Genomic DNA, 19256 nt, shown 5'->3' with positions numbered 1-19256 from the left:
TAGACATGATAATATTCATATATATCATAGAGGAAAATAATACGAAGAATTATGACCTCTTTCAGGTAAATTAACGCTACTATTTCATTTTTCGTTAGGATAATTATTTTATGAGTCACCCCATTCCCGCAAAAACCCCAAAAGGTCAACGTCGCCATCAAGCACTCATTGCTGCTGCCGCTGAAGTTTTTCTGCAATATGGGTTTGAAGGAACAACGCTTGATATGATTATTGAGCGCGCGGGAGGTTCTCGCTCTACCTTGTATAAGAGCTTTGGGGATAAAGAGGGTTTATTTTCAGCCGTTGTCGCCTATATGATTGATGACATATTTACGGAACCAGACAGTAAAGAACCACCATTACAAACAATTGAAGCTGTATTATCATTTTATGGCTCGCGCTTTCTACGAAATGTGGTTAAGCCACAATCGATAGGGCTATATCGATTAATCCTCGGCGAATATAACCGCTTCCCTGAAATTAGCCAGTTATTTTTTGAACAGGGCCCCGTTCAAAGTTACCAAAGGCTTACTCAAAAGCTTGCACAACTTCCTAATGTAAATGTGGATGAAAAACTGTTACTGAGTATCTCATCCCGCTATTTGGAAATGCTAAAAGCAGATGTATTCATTAAAACTTTTTGTGTGAAAAATTTTAAGCCCAACGATGATTTTATCAACCAACAAATTGGTCTTTCGGTCGATATCATTGCCAGCTATATCCGTAAAATTAGTGCCACATAAATTTTATTAATTTAATACAGAAACTGCTCGTTTTTGTGCTAATAATGCATTCTCTTCTAGATAAACCTCGGGCCCATAAAGCGATGAAATTACAGGTACCATTTTTTCCATTTCCAGTTTATCGCTACCATCCGACTGCAGCGTGATAACCATGGCTTGACAATATTTCACCATTCCCTCTCGAGCATCTTTCAGCCAACGACGAACCGTTTTCATACATTCCATATCTTCCGCTGTTGGCTTGCCTTTAGGCTTCATCGGTGGATAAATCAAAGAAAATGACTCTTTTTTGGCAAGCAATAATTCTAGCTCAGCTAACCATTGCTGCGTTTCCCCCATTGACGATGGAAATGTATTCATTGAGCATACTGGCCAATCTTGAATATTTATAATCGTATTATTTGTCATCACTATTCCATTCAATATTAAAAGTGTACTAGAATGTACACTTTATACATTCCAAACGTCAATAATGATTCTCATTTATAATTTGCAATTTATGCTATTTCTAATTTTGACTATCAATATGGGGTGAGTTTGATAAAGATTAAATCAGCCCAAAATATTAATCGGCTGATGATGCCTTTTTTAAGTCACAATGCTATGCTGATTCAAATATGTCTTTCGAAAGTGAATATATTATGAAAAAAATCCTTCCAATAGCATTCGGGCTATTTGCCGCGTTATCCGTCTCTCATGCAAGTGCAGGAAATGTGTGTGATAAGTATTTCAAAGAGATGAATGCTCTCGTCAAACAAGCTGAAGAGCAATATAAGAATGAACCAAATGCGGGAGAGCAAATTTCATTAATGAAATCACAGTTAGAGGAAGCTAAAAAAGCATTAGCAACCTACCCTGAAGAATCACAAGAGCAAGCTTGTAGTCAAGCATTAACCGCTATTGAGCAAGCCAAAGAAGCCGTAAATAACCAATAATACCCTTCAAATATAAAAAGACCTGAATCATCAGGTCTTTTTATTTGTTATCCAACTATCTGACAACTAATACCGATATTTTGGCATAAGATACAATTCCCGAAGCGTTCGATCCGAGTAAATGTGTTGAAAAACTTGGGTTACGGGACCCAATAACAATTAAATCCGCATGAATATTTTCAGCTTCAGCTAAAACTTTATCCCTTGGTGAACCAAACTCTACCTTATAAGAGATTTTATCTGCGGGGTAATCGTATTTTTTAGCCAGTGAATCGATCAATTCTTTTAACTGTTCTTCCGAACGCTCAAGGGCTTTTTTTGTAAAGGATGCTAGTAAATCATAATGATAACTGTAACTCATTGAGAATCTAGAGACATCTGGAACTGAGTGGAATAAATGAATATTTGCATTATCCATTTTTGCCAAGTGGATAGCATGTTTTAGTGCATTATCCGTTAATGTATCTTCTGAAATATCTACAGGAACCAAAATAGTTTTGTACATATAAGCCCCTCTCAAGTATGTATCTCTCACTTATTTTTCTAGAAATCCAAGTGTATGAGATAACTGTTTAATGGTTATTTTCATCAATAAAAGTATAGTCTGAATAAAATAAAAATGTCGTGAGCTTCTCGTCTAATCAATAAAAAATCACGTCAATCCACTCGATTAATTATCTTCTAGATGCCATTTATGTAGTACACGATGGATAAATGGAGTCACAATTAAACCAACACTGATAATAAATACACTCTGTAAAAATAAACCGTAAATTGCGATAAAAAACCGTCCAGTCTGAGTAATTGGTGCAGGCTCAATAGGCTGACCACTCAGCATAGAAAGTGCATTCAGCATAGACTCCATCAGTGAGTGCCCTTCTATAAAATAAAAACCAATAATTCCCGGAAGTAGACCAATAAAAAAAACCAATATCGCTAAAAAATAAAAACGTAGTACCCTAAAAATAAAGTGTTCTACACGTAATAATTCCTTAGTGAATTTTTCCATAAATAACCCAATCTTCCCCAACTAATCTACATAAAATATCCTCGGGTAAGATAACTGGAATACTTTATATTAAACTGAAAAATATCAAAAAAAGAACCTATACCAATCATGGTATAGGTTCTTAATATTAATTTATTAACGTACTACGAGTACTGATGTTTCTGCGTAGCGAACAATACCGGCAGCAGTTGAGCCTAATAGATGAGTCGTAATATTTGGACGACGAGATCCAATCACAATAATATCGGCATTGATATCTTTTGCCGTATTAATCACTTCATCGCGAGGAGAACCAAACGTTATTGTATAGCTCACATCTGCCTGAGGAAGATCAATTGAATCCATCAGCATTTTCATATCTTCTTCTGCTTTCACCGTTGCTCGATCTTTGATTTCCATATAACCCAAAGCGTAAGCATTAATGATCGCTGAAGAGATAGGAAGCACGTGGATCAAATGAATTTTTGCACCTGACTGTTTGGCCAAATTAACTGCATGATGCACGGCTTTACTGGTTAATTCTTCTTCTGTTAGATCTATAGGGACCAAAATCGTTTTATACATAACCCCTCCTGATAAGTGTTCAAATGAATATTAACTAGAAAATTATAGTCCAAATGCGGTAAATGTCTCTTAACTCAAAAGATAAATGAGATCTGTAGCTATAAATTCACAATAATTTTTTTATAGCTATATTTTCCCCTCGAAAAAACACCCAAGAATGTAAAATATTTTTAGCTATCGTTATAATAAAATTAAGATAAAAAGCCAAAAGTAAAGCCTATTTTCTTGTTTTTATTATTTATTTTAACTAATTTTTACGGTTTTAAGGGGCAATTAATATTACAAAAAAAGGGGTTGATTTCTTAAATGAGAATGGTTATCTTTTATCTCGTGAATAGTTGAGTAAATTACTCAACTTTATCACAAACGACATTGCTCACATTGCTTCCAGTTTAGCAGGCCAATTCATTTGAGTTGGCCTTTTTTTATTACATATCATTGATAGTTAATCAAAAAATAAACAATTAGTTTTTACGAATCGCGCTACTAAAACTCCAATTTTTTAGATGACCAACATAAGTAAGACGCTCTGTAGGGACAAATGTAGGAACATCCCCCGAGCGCATATGCAGAATATCTGCGGGTGTAATCCATGATGAGTTACCTTCAAACAACGGCACTCCTGCATATTTGTAAGCATCTAGGACAAACTGCGAACAAAAGAAACCGTTCGCTTGTTCAATATCATCACCTAGTTGAACTGTAGCGAGAGTTCTTAAACAAAAATTCCGAATTGTTTGTCCTACTAAGGGTAATTCACACACCCGTTTAGTGAGCATCCAAGGAGCAATCATGACAATCCCTTTCATGTTGTACTTACCGCCATCATTCTGTTCAGAAAATTCACGTAACTTTTCTGCATGAAATGATGTCAGGTGATTATGCCGTAATACCACCATATTGTTAGAGTCATTGATAGCTTGATCTAGACGAATAATTCTAACGCCACTTCCTACTGATTCTGCAACTTGACCAAAACCGAGATAAATAGAAGCGTGACTCACTCCGCTCACGCTAAATAAACGGATCCCCCACGAGTTCATTCCTGTTGCCGATGACAATAAAATATCTCCAGGCAACATATCGGCAACCGTTAATGGCTCGACAGAATCTTTAATCGGAATTGTATTGGCTTGTTGTATTGTAAATTTTAACTGATTCGATTGTTCATCCGTTTTAAATTGTGTAGAACAACCATTGATAAAAATAAAACTAACAATCAATATCCAGCGAAATAATTTCATTTATGCCAATCCATTTTATGGTTATTTTTATAGGCGATTTTATCGTCTGAGGATGATTGTCTCATGAATTTATTTTCAATCAATACATCAATTTTAGTGAAAGATCACACTTCAATCACAACTAACCCTCATATTGAAAATCTCTTAGTATAAATTCGTAATATGAAATTAAAGAAAAACATTTAATAACGCCTTCCGATAAGATAGTTTTAAAAGTCTGATTAAAATTATTTTATTGACCATTATTTATGGTGGTCAGTATAGTAATAAAAATAACAAAATAGGACATAACATGATGAAAACCATCGGACTTATTGGTGGAATGAGCTGGGAATCAACCCTACTTTATTACCAACAAATTAATGAAGGCATTAAACAACATTTAGGTGGATTACATTCTGCAAAAATTGCTTTATATAGCGTTGATTTTGCAGAAATAGAACATTTCCAATCCCATGGTCAATGGGACTTAGCCGCAGAACATTTAGCCAATGCAGGCCTTCGACTACAAGCAGCAGGTGCTGATTTTTTAGTATTATGCACAAATACAATGCATAAAGTTGCACCACAAATTGAAGATATCTCTAAACTTCCGTTATTACATATTGCAGATGCCACAGGTGAATGCATTTCCAATACAGGTATTAAAACTATCGGGCTCTTAGGAACCGCATTCACTATGGAGCAAGCGTTTTATAAAAATAGGCTGAGTGATAAATTCGGATTAAATGTGATAATACCCAATGATGCTGACCGTAAGGTTGTTCATGACATTATTTATAATGAATTATGCGTGGGTAAAATAAAGGAATCATCAAAAGCAGAATATCAACGTATTATGCGTCAATTAGTCAAACAAGGTGCAGAAGGAATTATTCTAGGTTGTACTGAAATTACGCTATTGGTCGGTCAAGAAGATACTTCTGTTCCTGTTTTCGATACAACCGCTATACATGCCCAAAAAGCGGTAGAATTTGCTTTACAGAATTAAAATGTCATTTCCAACAATACGATTATTTTACCTCATCGTCCTATAACAACAAAATATGACCCGTTACTAGGACGATGATTATAATAGCGATAATCAGTTCTTTTACTGAGTTTGAGCTTCTATTAAAACATTGAGAACAAGAATAGCTCTGCAAACACACCACTATAGATGAAGTATTCTACTGGGGTGACCACCATGCTGATGGTTCCCATCATTCCATGTGCAAGTATGTCCATCGGGTTAAACATTGCCATTGTAATTTCTCCTTTTTAGATAAAATTACCCTGAATTCTAGTCGATGTGTATCAGATAAATATCAATCTCATCTACTTCGCACCATTCTCCCTACATTCCAACTTTTTTGCGAATCTGTATCAAAAATCCTCATCCATCTGGTATCATGTGCCTCTAAAAATTTCTTCTCCATACTTGAGCTTTGGTTTTACGCTAGGTAAAACATTTCGCGACAATAAAGAACAACACAGAATGACTACCAATAAAGAACAATACAACTTTAATAAACTCCAAAAACGCATTCGCCGTGATGTAGGGCAAGCCATTGCCGATTTCAATATGATTGAAGATGGCGACCGTATTATGGTGTGTCTCTCTGGCGGGAAAGACAGCTACACTCTGTTAGCAATACTGCAAAGCTTACAAAAAAGTGCGCCAATCTCATTCTCACTAGTTGCCGTAAATCTAGATCAAAAACAACCCGGTTTCCCTGAACATATTTTGCCAGCCTATTTAGATGAATTGGGTGTTGAATACAAAATCGTCGAAGAAAATACCTACGGTATTGTTAAAGAAAAAATTCCAGAGGGGAAAACGACCTGCTCCTTATGCTCTCGTCTGCGTCGTGGAATTTTATATCGCACTGCCACTGAATTAGGTGCAACCAAAATTGCACTTGGTCACCACCGCGATGATATTTTACAGACTCTATTTTTAAACATGTTCTACGGCGGTAAATTAAAAGGTATGCCACCAAAATTGATGAGTGACGATGGCAAACATATTGTGATCCGTCCTCTCGCTTATTGCCGTGAAAAAGATATTGAACGTTTTGCTGAAGCTAAAGGGTTTCCAATTATTCCATGTAACCTGTGTGGTTCTCAGCCAAACTTACAACGCCAAGTCATCAAAGAGATGCTGCGTGACTGGGATAAACGTTATCCAGGGCGTATTGAAACTATGTTCAGTGCAACCCAAAATGTGGTTTCCTCCCATCTCTGTGATACCACGCTATTTGATTTTAAAAATATTTCTCATGGCGATGCGGTTATTAATGGTGGAGATATGGCATTTGACCGTGAAGAGTTGCCATCTCAGCCAATGATAGATGAAGATGACCAACCTGACTTTAGTGCTGACCGTTTAGATGTGATTGAAATAAAATAAATTTAGCTAAATTTTAATGGATTGCCTCAATTTGGGGCAATTCCTAGATTTTAGGCAAAAAAAAGCCGATGTAAAAGACATCGGCATTACAGTGGTCAATTATTCTGTATAAGAACTCAATATGAGAAAAACTACAATTATGGAGCACAACGTTCATCGCTCAACGTTGCATTCACCTGCGGAAGTAATATTGCCTTAAAACCTTATCCACTTTATTGATTTATCTCAAACTAGTTCCCATTACCAAGAATAATTCACTACTGTTATAGCCAGCGACTTCTTTTTAACCACCAAAAGACGGTTGCAATTAAGCAGGCAAGCAATACGCAAAAAGCACTAAACGCAAATCTGAATTCTCCCCCAGGGATCCCACCAAGGTTCACACCAAATAACCCAGTCAAGAACGTCGTTGGTAAAAAAATCATTGCCATTAATGACATCGTATAAATACGACGATTCATCATCTCGGTCATCATATTGGTGATTTCGTCAGACATAATGGCAGTTCGAGCAATAAAACCATCGAGATCTTCAATACAGCGTCCTAATCTGTCAGCAATTTCCTGTAACCGGCGCCTATCTGCATCTTCCAACCATAAAAACTTTTCAGCCGTTAAGCGAGAAAACATATCTCGTTGAGGTGCCATATAACGGCGAATAACAATGATTTGCTTACGAAGCAATCCCAATTCACCACGTTCGGGGATTTCACCGCGTAAAATATCATCTTCCATCTCAATAAGGCGTTCATGGAGTAAATCCGTGAAGTCACTAATTTCATCCGTGATAGCATCGGTGACGTCAGCAAGCCAATCACCCGTGCTCTGGGCGCCAACACCATCGTGTAAATCCTCAATCACTGAGTCTAGTGATTTAACCTTACGATGGCGAGTAGAAACAATCATCCGGCTATTCATGAAGATACGAAAAGCCACTAGCTGTTCAGGACGCTGCCCTACCGTATTATTTAATGTTTGTAAGGTCAGTAAAACACCGTCACCAACACGTACCATGCGTAAGCGGCTCGATTTTCCAGTCAACGCCGACTTTACTTGGTCACTAAATAAATCCGACTGTTGGATCCAATTGAATGACTCTTTATTTTTATAGTCATAATGGAACCAAAATGGGGATTGTTGAGTTGCAGTTGCATTTACATCAATCGGTAAAAAACCGCCTTTTCCATTCAATTGAAAGGCATGTACTGGACTAGAGTCTTGAAATTGGGATCCATAGATTGACGCCATGCAATATCTCCTTGCATTGGAAATACGTTATTTTTAGTAGATTAACGGAGATATTGCAATAAATTCTAAGAATATCTTAGGGATGGGACTAACAGAAAAACTTATATTAAATTCGAAAAAAGATAGAGCAATAATATATGCGATTTAGATAGATTGATGAAATATCGCCATTTTTGCAAAAGAGATCTCACTCCATTGACACAAATTAGCAATAAAACAATAATTATTTTTCCTATTATTAACCCGTAGTGTTTATTCCTTTTTGGTCCTCCTTCTTACTCTCCAGTGGAAGGAGTTTTTTTTATCTATCTTATTGAAAATACCTCATTTAGCCAGCACACATGCACTGGCCAAATTCGTCTACTAGTGCTTGATAATATAAAAACTATGGCTATAAGCTACATCTTCTGGGTTTTCGATTGGATAACCTTTTAGCCAAGGCTTAATTAAGCGCGCATTGGTATATTGATAAATTGGGGCAATTGGCGCTTCTTTCGCTATAACAGCTTCCGCCTGATTATAATATCCATTACGTACTCCATCATTCGTTTCAATACTCGCAGAGCTCATCAACGCATCATAATTCGGGTTGTTAAACTTAGGAATATTGCCACTATGCTGGGAGGTTAATAAGGATAAAAATGTAGAAGGCTCATTAAAATCCCCTATCCAAGATGCGCGGATCACATCAAAATTGCCCGTATTTCGGCTATCGATGTAAGTTTTCCATTCTTGATTAACCAATTTTACCTGAACACCCAATTTTTTCTTCCACATAGATGCAATCGCTATCGCTATCTTTTGGTGATTTTCTGAACTGTTATATAACAATGTCAGTTCCAGTGGATTATTTTCCCCATATCCGGCTTGCTTTAATAATGTTTTCGCATGCTGGTCGAGTTCTTTTTGCGAATGAGTCTGGTAGAAACCTTTTTGTGGTTTAAAACCGGCAGTAACATCTGGAGTGAAATAATTTGCTGGTTTCTCTCCCGTTCCTAATACCTTGCTGGCAATCAGTTGGCGATCAATTGCCATTGATAATGCTTGACGAACACGTACATCATTTGTCGGTGCCCGTTGGGTATTAAAAGCATAATAATAAGTTCCTAACTGATCAGGTGTAAAAACCTCATTAGGAATATCTTTCAATAACTTTTTATAACGCTGCTTAGGGAATGATTCCGTAATATCCAAATCACCCGCTAAATAACGATTAGTTGCATGGGACTCTTGGTTAATCGGCACAAAAGTCACTTTGGTGATCACTGTATTTTTATTGTCCCAATAGTGGGTATTTGGCGTTAATACAATTTTTTCATTAACAACGCGGTCATTGAGTTCAAATGCACCATTACCGATTAAATTACCCACTTTAATCCAATCTGCACCAAATTTTTCAACCGTATCACGGTGTACGGGAAATAGACTAAAATTCGCTGTTAATGATGGGAAATAGGGAACAGGTTTATTTAATACCACTTTTAATGTGTGATTATCTAGCGCTTCTACACCTAATTGCTCTGGAGGCAATTTCCCATCAATAATATCTTGTGCGTTATTGATTCCAGACAGTGCTGCAAACCATGCAAAAGGCGATGTGTTTGTTGGAGTAACCAGACGGCGCCAACTATAAACAAAGTCCTCCGCCGTCACAGGCTCCCCATTAGACCAAGCCGCATCAGGTCGCAATTTAAAAATCCATGTAAGGTTATCCTCAGTATGCCAACTCAAAGCCACACCCGGAATAGATTGCCCATGGTTATCTTGATTCACTAATCCTTCGAATAAATCACGCATCACTTGCGCTTCAGTGAGACCAACAGATTTAATCGGATCCAAAGAAGCTGGTTCATCTTTCAAATGACGGACAACTTCTTGATTTTCAGCTAATACAGTTCCGGCAGGGATAACAGCACTCATTGCTGGAGTAGTCAGAAAAAAGGATGAAAGTAATACAGCTAAAGAGGTACGTGAACATTTATGCATATTATTATTCTATCTACTATTAGGCAAAAAATAGGTAGCAAAGCTTTAAGGATTACATTAAAACTTGCTCAGTCGACATTTGATAAGCTAAAAATATGAGTCATTATGTGCCAATAAGTCACTGATTTGGCTATCCATCAATATTCAGCCTGTTAGGCATCATATAACAAGTAAAACTCGGCACAAAGCGCTCTTTTTATTATCTTGAATATGGTATTTTAAGATAATCCATAATAAAAAACAGAAGCGCTTGATAGGGCTTATCAGTTGTATACTGGATGAATCGCTTAACTAGCGTTAACATCGTAAAAATTAAAGCGTAATTTGGTCAATAATAGATGTAAAAACAAAAAGTTAAGGTCATCAATTAGGTCATTCTTTGAATTTAAAGCTCAATATCCTAACTTGAGATCCTTCAACTCAATTTATAAACGGGAGAAAAACTCATGTCGCAGACAGTTACACTAAAAGGTAATAGCATTTCATTAGGTGGCACGTTCTTACAAGCTGGAGCACAAGCAAAGCCTTTTACTCTGGTCACTAAAGACTTAAGCGAAGCAACCTTAGATACTTACCAAGGTAAACGCAAAATTCTGAATATCTTCCCAAGTGTTGATACCGGTGTTTGCGCTGCTTCTGTTCGTAAATTCAATCAATTAGCTAGTGGGTTAGACAACACTGTCGTTCTGTGTATTTCTGCAGATCTACCTTTTGCTCAAGCACGTTTTTGTGGCGCAGAAGGATTAGATAACGTGGTCACATTATCAGCTTTTCGTAGTAATTTCGCACAAGACTATGGAGTTGAAATGACGACGGGCCCACTGCAAGGTCTGACTGCACGTTCAGTCGTGGTATTAGATGAAAACAATAACGTTATTTATAGCCAATTAGTGCCTGAAATTACTGAAGAGCCTGATTACGATAACGCATTAAGTAGCCTAAAATAATGTTAGTTTAGGCTTGTACATAGCAGCCTCTAATTGGCTGCTATGCTTTTCAGTATCCATCTACTTTAATCAACGTGAGCCCAATATAGCGGTTTATGATTTTTAGCATTGACCACATTTGCAAATATCACATTGTCTTTCATCATACTGATGAGTGTATGAGATAACGTGCTGAGTATTCTTTGTGCCTGCTCTTGAGTTACAGGGCAACAGGAAGTCAGAACATCGATAATTAAATCTCTCGATTTATCACCATTTTTAACTAACGCCTCCCAAGTAAAACGATTTTTTTTGGCTAGATAATTAGCCGCTGCTTTATTCATTAAATAAAGTTCAGCTGCTGAAGTTGCCGATTCAAACATATCACTTTGATAATGACATTTAGACATATATTCACGAAGCTTAAAATTAACAACAAAATTAATAGTGAATTGTTCCATTGCAACTCCTTGAAGGTCTATAACCAACGTTGCGATAAGAATAATCAATGCACAACATAAGCATTTTTCTTATTGTTTACTTTACTCATTAAAGCCTTTGTCTATCTTTATATAGCAGAAACGATGGCCTAATCGCAATGATCAGATCACCGTTTCACAATGAAAAAAGTGTAAATTTAGTTACATCGAGTTAGCTCACAAATAATTTTTTATAAAATAAATTATTTGTGAGCTATTTTATTTGAATTTTTTAAATAATAAAAAATAGATAGTCTTAATCTGGGAAGTATCTTATATCAAGGTGTGTATCATTATTTTTCTGGATAAATTTAAGGGTCGTCTCACCACCCGCAAAATTTTGCTCAATATTTAATTGTTTATCCCCACTCCAGCGATAATGAATCGATGAGCAGTTATCATCCGTACAATTCACGTCCACATCTTTATTTGATATCAGTTTCTTCGCCAAATATTTTCTATCATCGCCAAGTAAATCACGATACTCTTGGTAAGCATTTAATAAAGCCATGTTTGGAAAATAGCATTGGATTAATGCGCCATTTTCATACATCTCATCCGTTGTTTGCTCCACCACTTTACATCGCTTATCCAGCTCACTGTTTTCACTTTGAGCTAAACAACTCGCACTCATGCTGATTAATAATCCAAATAAACTGACTGCTAAATAATTTTTCATCGCGTTAGTCTTGCTCTTTTTTAGTATTCAACCCATATTCTCGCAATTTATTCGCGATTGCAGTATGAGAAATATCTAAACGTTTGGCTAGTTTTCGGGTACTCGGATAATCACGATATAATCTAGCTAATACAGATGCTTCATAGCGCTTTGTAATTTCATCAAGAGAACCATTTAAAGTATCCAAAGCGATTGCTGGGGTATTTGCAACATCAGGTAATTGAATATCTTCAATATCTAAAACATTGCCATTAAATTGTGTTAACGCTTGGTAGAGCGTATTTCTTAATTGCCTTACATTTCCTGGCCAATAATATGAGCTTAAATATTCAATTAACGATGGCGAAATTTTGGGCTCATCAATATTCAATTCTTTGGAGAAATTAGAGACAAAGACTTTAGTTAACGGTTTTATATCTTCGGTACGTTCTCTTAATGGAGGGATAGTCAACGTTAAAACATTGAGGCGATAATAGAGGTCTTCACGAAATTTTTTCTGTTCAACTAACTCTGGTAAATTTTTCTGTGTGGCACAAATAACCCTTACATTCACTTTAACTTCATGCTCTTCACCAACACGTCTGAAAGTACCATCATTGAGAAATCGCAGTAATTTGATTTGCATTTGCGGGGTCATTTCTGCAATTTCATCGAGTAAAACCGTTCCACCATTCGCTTGCTCAAAAAAACCTTTTTTTCCTTCTAGTGCATTAGGGTATGCCCCTGCCGCATAACCAAATAATTCGCTTTCAACAACATCATCTGGCATTGAGGCGCAGTTTAAGCCAAGGAAAGGCGCATTACCGCGATTACTGTGTAGATGACACGCTTTTGCGAGAATATCTTTACCCGTTCCCGTTTCACCCACAAGTAATAATGGCTCATCAAGCATAGCCACTCGTTTCGCACGCTCGACCACTTGAACCATGGCAGAACTCACCGCCACAATCTGGCTAAAGCCACTGTCATTATTATCGGCAACAACTTGTTTGCGATGATTATCGAGAAGAACTGATGATTTCAATAAGATAACCGCACCAGTGCAATGCAATTTGCCATCTTCATCTGACAAAATAATAGGTGTCACCTGCATCAAGTAATCATTACCCTTAACCGAAACTCTCTCGGTGTATGGCTCTGGAGACTCTTTTTCAAACCAGCGATGTAAACCATGGTTTGCAATTAATTGAGAGAATGACTTTTGCTTAATTTTAACTTCATCAAGACCAAAAAGCTGTAAGCTCATTGGGTTAACTAATTCAATATTGAATTTATTATCAATCGATAATACGGCTTCAGGGAATGAATTAAGTAATGCCCATACTGCCTTATGCTCACGCTCCGATGGCATAAAATAGATTCGACGAACATCAATTACCCCATTAATGCGACGAATTTCCGCCATTAACGTGCTAAAAACTTGAAAATCGACTGGTGTAAAATTGAGATAAATTCTACGTTGAGCTGAAATTTCAATACCTTTTAGATCAATATTTTGCAGAACTAACAGGTCAAGTAATTCACGCGTTAGACCGATACGGTCTTGGCAAGTCACTTCGAGGCGCATGGGTAAACCTTTAATGGGAAAAGAAGGAATGCTGATATTTTAGCTTCAAACAGGGGAGTAATACAGTATTTGTGTCACATATTGTTGACACTTATCAGATTTATAATGAAATTATAAAGATAATAGCGTTAAATTAGTTTTTTTGTTGTTTAAATCAGCAATAGAATGGCGGTATTATCTACGATGGCAGGATGAGTTACACTGTCAACTCATCCTGCCAGTTAATTTTACAGCTTAAACATTATCTTTTTTACTTGGAATCGCATTTTTCAGTTGCCCAATTAATTGGCGACGAAAATCGCCAAGTCTAGGCTTATCTTCAATCCATGGTAATGGGCGACATAATTCCATCGCTTTGATGCCTAAACGCGCAGTTAACAGTCCGGCTCCAATGCCTTGGGCTGCTCGGGTAGATAGACGAGCTGTAATGTCCTGCGAAAGCCAGTCCATACCCACTTCACGAATTAATTCAGATGCTCCAGCAAATGCGATGTTAATCAATACCATTCTAAATAAACGAATACGGCTGTAGTAGCCAAGTTCAATGCCATAAATCGCTGCGATACGGTTAATTAAACGAATGTTTCGCCATGCAATAAATGCCATATCGACAATGGCTAATGGGCTGACCGCAATCATCAAAGCCGACTCAGCTGATGAGCGACTGATCTCTTTTCGAGCCTGCTCATCCAAAATAGGCTGAACTAATTTACTGTATAATTCAACAACCTCACGGTCATTATGGGAGTCATGTACCGTAGCCTGCCAGCTTTGTATTGCCGGATGTTGCATTGGCAATGCTGATTGTTTGGCTAGCTTTTCGCAGAATGCTTTTCCCTGCCCCATACCATGGCTATGAAGTAAGTCGCGAGCAAAATCACGCTCTTGCGCCCTTTCTCTTAAACGGTATAAACGACGCCATTCCCCCACAATAGAGCCTACACCTGCAACCACTATCAATCCCCCAGCGGCGGCAGTACCTAGAGCGGTCCAATCTTGAGTAATCCAAGATTGATGAATCCAAATTCCTAATTGAGCAACCACGCTAACAGCAAAAATTCCGGCAGCAGCTCCGACAAGTTTACGCCAAAAACTGCGTTTTGGTTTAAGGGCCTCGTTAATCAGACTTTCAACTTCACCGTCTTGATTATCCTGCTCTTCACTGATATCTACTGGCACAAATTTTTCAAATGCTTGTTCGTCAAAAACCTTTGCTTGTTTCAGATTGTCAAGTTGCACATCGTTCTGTTTATCCGAAAAATCAACACGTTGTTTCAGAGGTTCACTCATTTCAGTTTGTCTCCTAACAGAAATTCAAGTGCACTATCCATTCGAATATGCGGTAATGGCTGGTCTAATGGCGTCGGACGCGGTCTAAAGTTTTCAAACTGGAATCCTTGATGTTGCCAAAATTGTTCATTCGGTAAACGCTTTGGTACATCACCCGGATAGAATGTCATCGGCTGGCCATCACTTAGACGCGCACCTTTTAGCGCAGGTAACTTTTCACCTTTATAATCTACCAGCCCGCTTTCTGTGGCTTGAATAGATGCTAAGCCTACACAGTCCATACTGATCCCTTCAAATGCCGCATTTTGCCATGCTTCTTGCACCAATTGTTGTAACAGTGAAACGAGGTTCGCATGTTGATCCGGTGTAACATGGTCAGACTTACTGGCAGCAAAGAGCAGTTTATCAATACATGGAGAAAACATGCGACGCAGCAAAGTACGCTTTCCATAATGAAAACTGCGCATCAATTGGGTTAATGCCATCCTCATGTCGTTAAAGGCGTCAGGACCGCTATTTAGTGGTTGCAGACAGTCAACCAACACGATTTGACGGTCAAAACGTTGGAAATGATCTTTATAGAATCCTTTAACCACGTGATCACAATAATATTGATAGCGACGTTTCAAAGCCCCAATATTGCTGTTTTTATCCGCCTGAGCTAACTGTTTTTCACCATATTTTTCAATATTTGTCCATGGAAAAAATTGTAATGCAGGAGCACCCGCTAACTCCCCAGGTAAAACGAAGCGTCCCGGTTGAATAAAATGTTGCCCCTGCTGCTTACATTCCAATAAATAAGCAGTATAAGCATTTGAAATATCAGCAAGTAAACTTTCATCAACCGGCGCCAGCGGATCACATTTTTCACACAGTTGTAGCCATTCATTGGCTAAGGCTGCACGCTTTCCTTTGAGTAACACTTTCATTTGACTGGACCACGTCAAATAATTTAAGTCCAGCATTGGTAAATCAAGAAGCCACTCGCCAGGGTAATCCACAATTTCTAAGTATAAGGATGAGTTATCGACAAAATGTCTGACAAAAGAGTCATCCGAACGGTAATGAATCTTTAAGCGAATTTCACTAACCCCACGAGTTGGCACTGGCCATTGTGGTGGATCACCATAGAGCGACGCGATACCTTCATCATAAGCAAAGCGTGGGATCGAGAAATCCCGTTGAGGGATCCGTTTCACGCCTAAAATACGTTTGTCTCTAACCGCTGAAAAGAGCGGGAGTCTAGCACCAGTCGTGGAGTTTAAAAGCTGATTAACGAGAGAAGTGATAAATGCCGTTTTACCACTACGGCTTAACCCTGTGACCGCAAGTCTTACATGGCGATCGACACTACGATTCACCAAATCGGTTAATTCATTTTGTAGCCGTTTCATAGTTCTCCTACTTAATCTCTCTCCCAATAAAACACAAAGGGAATACAGTGGTTAAACTCTATTCCCATTCATGTGATGGTGCAAATCAGTTATAGGTTACGAAATTTACTATTAATAGTATAGGTATCCGAAGTGACATAACGCTCAATTTGACGAAGTTTGAGCTCTCCAGCCTGGAGTTGTGCATCTATTTGATTTAAAAGCGTCACCACTTCTGGACCAATATTTTGCTCCGTCGCGTAGTCACTGGGAGCTGACTCGATAAAGAAACACATCACTACATAAACAATTAGCGTTAAGCCAAAACTCATAAACAAGGCAAGTACAGCCAATGCTCTGACCAAGGCAACCGGTAACTCTAGATATTGTGCGAGACCAGAACAAACCCCACCAAGAACTCGTTTATCCGTTAAGCGATATAATTTACGGTTGCGTAAGTTAGTCATTATTTTTGCCTCCAATTAGGGTGCTCAGCATCTAAAATTTCTTCAAGCACTTTAATTCGTTGCTGCATACGAGATGACTGCTCTGCCAGTTGCATTAAACGTTGTACTTCATTGTCAGTAAGTTGAATTCCCTGCCCACTATTCTTTTTACTGTAATGTAGCCACAGCCAAATTGGCAGAATGAAAATGACAAAAATGATTAATACGAGAGACAGAAAAACATAGCCCATCACATTTCCTTATTTATGGTTATTCAAACTTTTGCACTGGCGCAATGATAACACTGCGCCTTGTGCGTTTGATATCACTGAAATATTATTCGTCTTTGTTAATTTTAGCTTTAAGTGCCGCTAACTGTGCACTAATTTCATCATCTGCTTTTAATTCTGCAAATTGTTGTTCAAGAGAGCGCTGTTTACCTATTCCGTAGCTTTGCGCTTCACCTTCCATATGGTCAATACGGCGTTCAAACTGTTCAAAACGCGCCATCGCTTCATCTAATTTGCCACTATCTAACTGGCGACGAACATTTCGGCTAGATTGTGCGGCTTCCAAACGGACAGTCATTGATTGCTGTTTAGCTCGAGTTTCTTGCAGTTTATTTTCTAACTCTGTGATTTCACCTTTTAAGCGAGTCAACGTTTCATCCACGATGATCAACTCATGTTTTAAGGTATCCACTAAGGTCAGTACTTTTTGTTTTTCAATTAACGCTGCACGAGCTAAGTCTTCTTTATCCTTGATAAGTGCCAACTCTGCTTTTTCTTGCCATTCTGCAACTTGTTTTTCGCCCATTTCAACACGACGCTCTAAACTTTTCTTCTCAGCTAAAGTACGTGCAGAAGTGGAACGAATTTCAACTAGCATGTCTTCCATTTCCTGAATCATCAGGCGGATCATTTTTTGTGGATCTTCCGCTTTATCCAGCAGTGAAGCAACATTAGCGTTAATGATGTCGGCAAAACGTGAAAAAATACCCATAATTTATATCCTCTTGATGGATGTTATCTTTCATTACACTCGAAATATTGCAAACACCGTGCCAATTTTTAAATTATTATTTAATTCATTGATAATAAATGAAAATTAAATTAATTATCCATTATTGACTATTTAGCCTATATTTATGAGAGAGTAAAATAAACCAACAATTGGTAAAAATAACCATGAAACAAACCAATAATACTATCCTCGGTGTTTCCAGTAATTTTCTCGATGTCTTAGAACGGGCATCTGAACTCGCGAAACTCAGCAAGCCTATTTTAGTGATTGGTGAACGAGGGACGGGTAAAGAGCTTATTGCGGATCGCTTGCACTACTTATCTCCCCGTTGGCAAGAACCTTTTATCTCCTTAAATTGCAGCGGGCTCAATGAAAATTTATTAGATTCTGAATTGTTTGGGCATGAAGCAGGCTCTTTTACAGGTGCACAAAAACGTCATCAGGGGCGTTTTGAGCGGGCAGATAAAGGAACATTATTTCTTGATGAACTGGCCACAGCACCGATGTCTGTTCAAGAAAAATTGCTAAGAGTCATTGAGTATGGAGAGTTAGAACGAGTGGGAGGAAGCCAGTCCTTACGGGTTGACGTACGTTTAGTTTGTGCAACGAATGCTAATTTACCGGAGCTCGCTCGTGAAGGTCGCTTTCGTGCTGATTTGCTCGATAGACTCGCATTTGAGGTCATTCGTATGCCCCCATTGCGTGAACGAATATCAGATATTTTACTCTTAGCAGAACACTTTGCTATTGGTATGGTTGGTGAGCTTAAACGATCTTACTTCAGTGGATTTACCGAAAGAGCCCAACAAGAACTCATTCAATATCCTTGGCCAGGAAATATTCGTGAGCTTAAGAATGTCGTGGAGCGTTCCGTATATCGTCATGGGGATAGTGACGACCCTGTTGATGAGATTATCTTTAACCCTTTTGGTGAAAAACTGGCTGAACTGGGTGACACAATTATTTCACCATTAGCCGTGATAGATTCGCCACATTCCTCGTCACCTGCATTTCCATTTGATTTACGCCAATGGCAGTTGCAATCAGAAAAACATTATGTTGAAGATGCGTTAAAACAATCTCACTTTAATCAACGTAAGGCTGCACAATCTTTATGCCTCAGCTATGACCAATTAAGAGGGCTGATTAAAAAACATCAAATTAGTATGGATAATTGATACAGTCCTTGGTCACTGCCTTAGTGGCACAAAGATGTTATGAGGGCAAAAAAAAAGCCAGCACCCGAGCTGGCTATCTAAATAAAACACTGGAAGCAATGTGAGCAATGTCATACCTTGTCTGCAAAAGCTTAACCACTTAGGAGACTGAGTTAATGATAATAGTTATTAGTAT

At 38.0% G+C, this 19256-nt stretch carries 22 protein-coding genes; 6 read left to right on the top strand and 16 right to left on the bottom strand.

Features of this window, described 5'->3' with window-relative positions; all coding sequences use genetic code 11:
- Window positions 1-110 precede the first annotated feature (110 nt).
- The gene (locus tag PR761_RS06645; protein ID WP_006813209.1) at window positions 111-743 is read left to right on the top strand and encodes a TetR/AcrR family transcriptional regulator; all 633 of its coding nucleotides are present in this window, start codon (window positions 111-113) and stop codon (window positions 741-743) included.
- A 6-nt stretch (window positions 744-749) separates the two neighbouring features.
- Here the strand turns inward: PR761_RS06645 and PR761_RS06640 are convergent, their stop codons facing one another.
- Complete coding sequence (locus PR761_RS06640; protein ID WP_039854128.1) at window positions 750-1151, bottom strand: hypothetical protein; 402 nt, start codon at window positions 1149-1151, stop codon at window positions 750-752.
- A gap of 233 nt (window positions 1152-1384) precedes the next feature.
- Here PR761_RS06640 and PR761_RS06635 point away from each other — a divergent pair, with 233 nt between their 5' ends.
- Complete coding sequence (locus PR761_RS06635; RefSeq protein WP_039854130.1) at window positions 1385-1678, top strand: DUF5339 domain-containing protein; 294 nt, start codon at window positions 1385-1387, stop codon at window positions 1676-1678.
- A gap of 55 nt (window positions 1679-1733) precedes the next feature.
- Here PR761_RS06635 and PR761_RS06630 read toward each other — a convergent pair whose 3' ends face one another.
- The 4 genes from PR761_RS06630 to PR761_RS06615 all read right to left on the bottom strand — a co-directional run bounded on the left by PR761_RS06630 (window position 1734) and on the right by PR761_RS06615 (window position 4495).
- Window positions 1734-2183, bottom strand: a complete 450-nt coding sequence (locus PR761_RS06630; RefSeq protein WP_006813212.1) for a universal stress protein — start codon at window positions 2181-2183, stop codon at window positions 1734-1736.
- Window positions 2184-2348: 165 nt separating this feature from the next.
- Window positions 2349-2687: a hypothetical protein gene (locus tag PR761_RS06625; RefSeq protein ID WP_006813213.1), complete on the bottom strand. Its 339-nt coding sequence runs from the start codon at window positions 2685-2687 to the stop codon at window positions 2349-2351.
- Window positions 2688-2822: 135 nt separating this feature from the next.
- Window positions 2823-3251 (bottom strand): universal stress protein, encoded by a 429-nt coding sequence (locus PR761_RS06620; protein ID WP_006813214.1) that lies wholly within the window; start codon window positions 3249-3251, stop codon window positions 2823-2825.
- Window positions 3252-3715: 464 nt separating this feature from the next.
- Window positions 3716-4495 (bottom strand): YaeF family permuted papain-like enzyme, encoded by a 780-nt coding sequence (locus tag PR761_RS06615; protein WP_006813215.1) that lies wholly within the window; start codon window positions 4493-4495, stop codon window positions 3716-3718.
- Window positions 4496-4790: 295 nt separating this feature from the next.
- Here PR761_RS06615 and PR761_RS06610 point away from each other — a divergent pair, with 295 nt between their 5' ends.
- The gene (locus PR761_RS06610) at window positions 4791-5486 is read left to right on the top strand and encodes an aspartate/glutamate racemase family protein (RefSeq protein ID WP_039854404.1); all 696 of its coding nucleotides are present in this window, start codon (window positions 4791-4793) and stop codon (window positions 5484-5486) included.
- A gap of 122 nt (window positions 5487-5608) precedes the next feature.
- Here PR761_RS06610 and PR761_RS06605 read toward each other — a convergent pair whose 3' ends face one another.
- On the bottom strand, window positions 5609-5734 hold the full coding sequence (locus PR761_RS06605; RefSeq protein ID WP_255312655.1) for a hypothetical protein: 126 nt from the start codon (window positions 5732-5734) through the stop codon (window positions 5609-5611).
- Between the two features lie 181 nt (window positions 5735-5915).
- On the opposite strand from PR761_RS06605, the gene ttcA reads away from it, so the two are divergent.
- Window positions 5916-6887 (top strand): tRNA 2-thiocytidine(32) synthetase TtcA, encoded by a 972-nt coding sequence (gene ttcA, locus PR761_RS06600; RefSeq protein WP_255312724.1) that lies wholly within the window; start codon window positions 5916-5918, stop codon window positions 6885-6887.
- Between the two features lie 263 nt (window positions 6888-7150).
- Here ttcA and zntB read toward each other — a convergent pair whose 3' ends face one another.
- Together zntB and PR761_RS06590 are read right to left on the bottom strand one after the other, a co-directional pair.
- A complete protein-coding gene (zntB, locus tag PR761_RS06595; protein ID WP_006813219.1) occupies window positions 7151-8134 on the bottom strand; it encodes a zinc transporter ZntB in 984 nt (327 codons plus the stop codon).
- A gap of 363 nt (window positions 8135-8497) precedes the next feature.
- Window positions 8498-10120, bottom strand: coding sequence for a peptide ABC transporter substrate-binding protein (locus tag PR761_RS06590; protein WP_115164255.1), 1623 nt, complete (start codon window positions 10118-10120; stop codon window positions 8498-8500).
- A 446-nt stretch (window positions 10121-10566) separates the two neighbouring features.
- On the opposite strand from PR761_RS06590, the gene tpx reads away from it, so the two are divergent.
- Window positions 10567-11067, top strand: a complete 501-nt coding sequence (gene tpx / locus PR761_RS06585) for a thiol peroxidase (protein WP_006813221.1) — start codon at window positions 10567-10569, stop codon at window positions 11065-11067.
- A 65-nt stretch (window positions 11068-11132) separates the two neighbouring features.
- Here tpx and PR761_RS06580 read toward each other — a convergent pair whose 3' ends face one another.
- The 8 genes from PR761_RS06580 to pspA form a co-directional block, all read right to left on the bottom strand.
- Window positions 11133-11507 (bottom strand): hypothetical protein, encoded by a 375-nt coding sequence (locus PR761_RS06580; protein WP_039854137.1) that lies wholly within the window; start codon window positions 11505-11507, stop codon window positions 11133-11135.
- A gap of 274 nt (window positions 11508-11781) precedes the next feature.
- Window positions 11782-12204 (bottom strand): hypothetical protein, encoded by a 423-nt coding sequence (locus PR761_RS06575; RefSeq protein ID WP_006813223.1) that lies wholly within the window; start codon window positions 12202-12204, stop codon window positions 11782-11784.
- Window positions 12205-12208: 4 nt separating this feature from the next.
- On the bottom strand, window positions 12209-13771 hold the full coding sequence (gene tyrR, locus PR761_RS06570; protein ID WP_006813224.1) for a transcriptional regulator TyrR: 1563 nt from the start codon (window positions 13769-13771) through the stop codon (window positions 12209-12211).
- Window positions 13772-14005: 234 nt separating this feature from the next.
- Entirely contained in the window at window positions 14006-15061 is a 1056-nt protein-coding gene (locus tag PR761_RS06565) for a YcjF family protein (RefSeq protein WP_006813225.1), read from the bottom strand.
- Window positions 15058-16455: a YcjX family protein gene (locus PR761_RS06560; RefSeq protein ID WP_006813226.1), complete on the bottom strand. Its 1398-nt coding sequence runs from the start codon at window positions 16453-16455 to the stop codon at window positions 15058-15060. Before PR761_RS06560 ends, PR761_RS06565 begins: the two co-directional genes overlap by 4 nt.
- Before the next feature lie 89 nt (window positions 16456-16544).
- A complete protein-coding gene (locus PR761_RS06555; RefSeq protein WP_006813227.1) occupies window positions 16545-16901 on the bottom strand; it encodes a PspC domain-containing protein in 357 nt (118 codons plus the stop codon).
- Window positions 16901-17131 carry an envelope stress response membrane protein PspB gene (gene pspB, locus PR761_RS06550; RefSeq protein ID WP_006813228.1) on the bottom strand — a complete coding sequence of 77 codons (231 nt, stop codon included), beginning with the start codon at window positions 17129-17131 and terminating at the stop codon, window positions 16901-16903. The genes PR761_RS06555 and pspB overlap by 1 nt, the downstream gene beginning before the upstream one ends.
- An 85-nt stretch (window positions 17132-17216) precedes the next feature.
- The gene (gene pspA / locus PR761_RS06545) at window positions 17217-17882 is read right to left on the bottom strand and encodes a phage shock protein PspA (protein WP_006813229.1); all 666 of its coding nucleotides are present in this window, start codon (window positions 17880-17882) and stop codon (window positions 17217-17219) included.
- A gap of 185 nt (window positions 17883-18067) precedes the next feature.
- Here pspA and pspF point away from each other — a divergent pair, with 185 nt between their 5' ends.
- The gene (pspF, locus tag PR761_RS06540) at window positions 18068-19081 is read left to right on the top strand and encodes a phage shock protein operon transcriptional activator (RefSeq protein ID WP_112836647.1); all 1014 of its coding nucleotides are present in this window, start codon (window positions 18068-18070) and stop codon (window positions 19079-19081) included.
- Window positions 19082-19256: the final 175 nt, after the last annotated feature.

The sequence above is a fragment of the Providencia sp. PROV210 genome (assembly GCF_028479445.1).
Taxonomy (GTDB): Bacteria; Pseudomonadota; Gammaproteobacteria; order Enterobacterales; family Enterobacteriaceae; genus Providencia; species Providencia rustigianii.
This window is presented reverse-complemented; position numbering and strand designations above follow the sequence as displayed.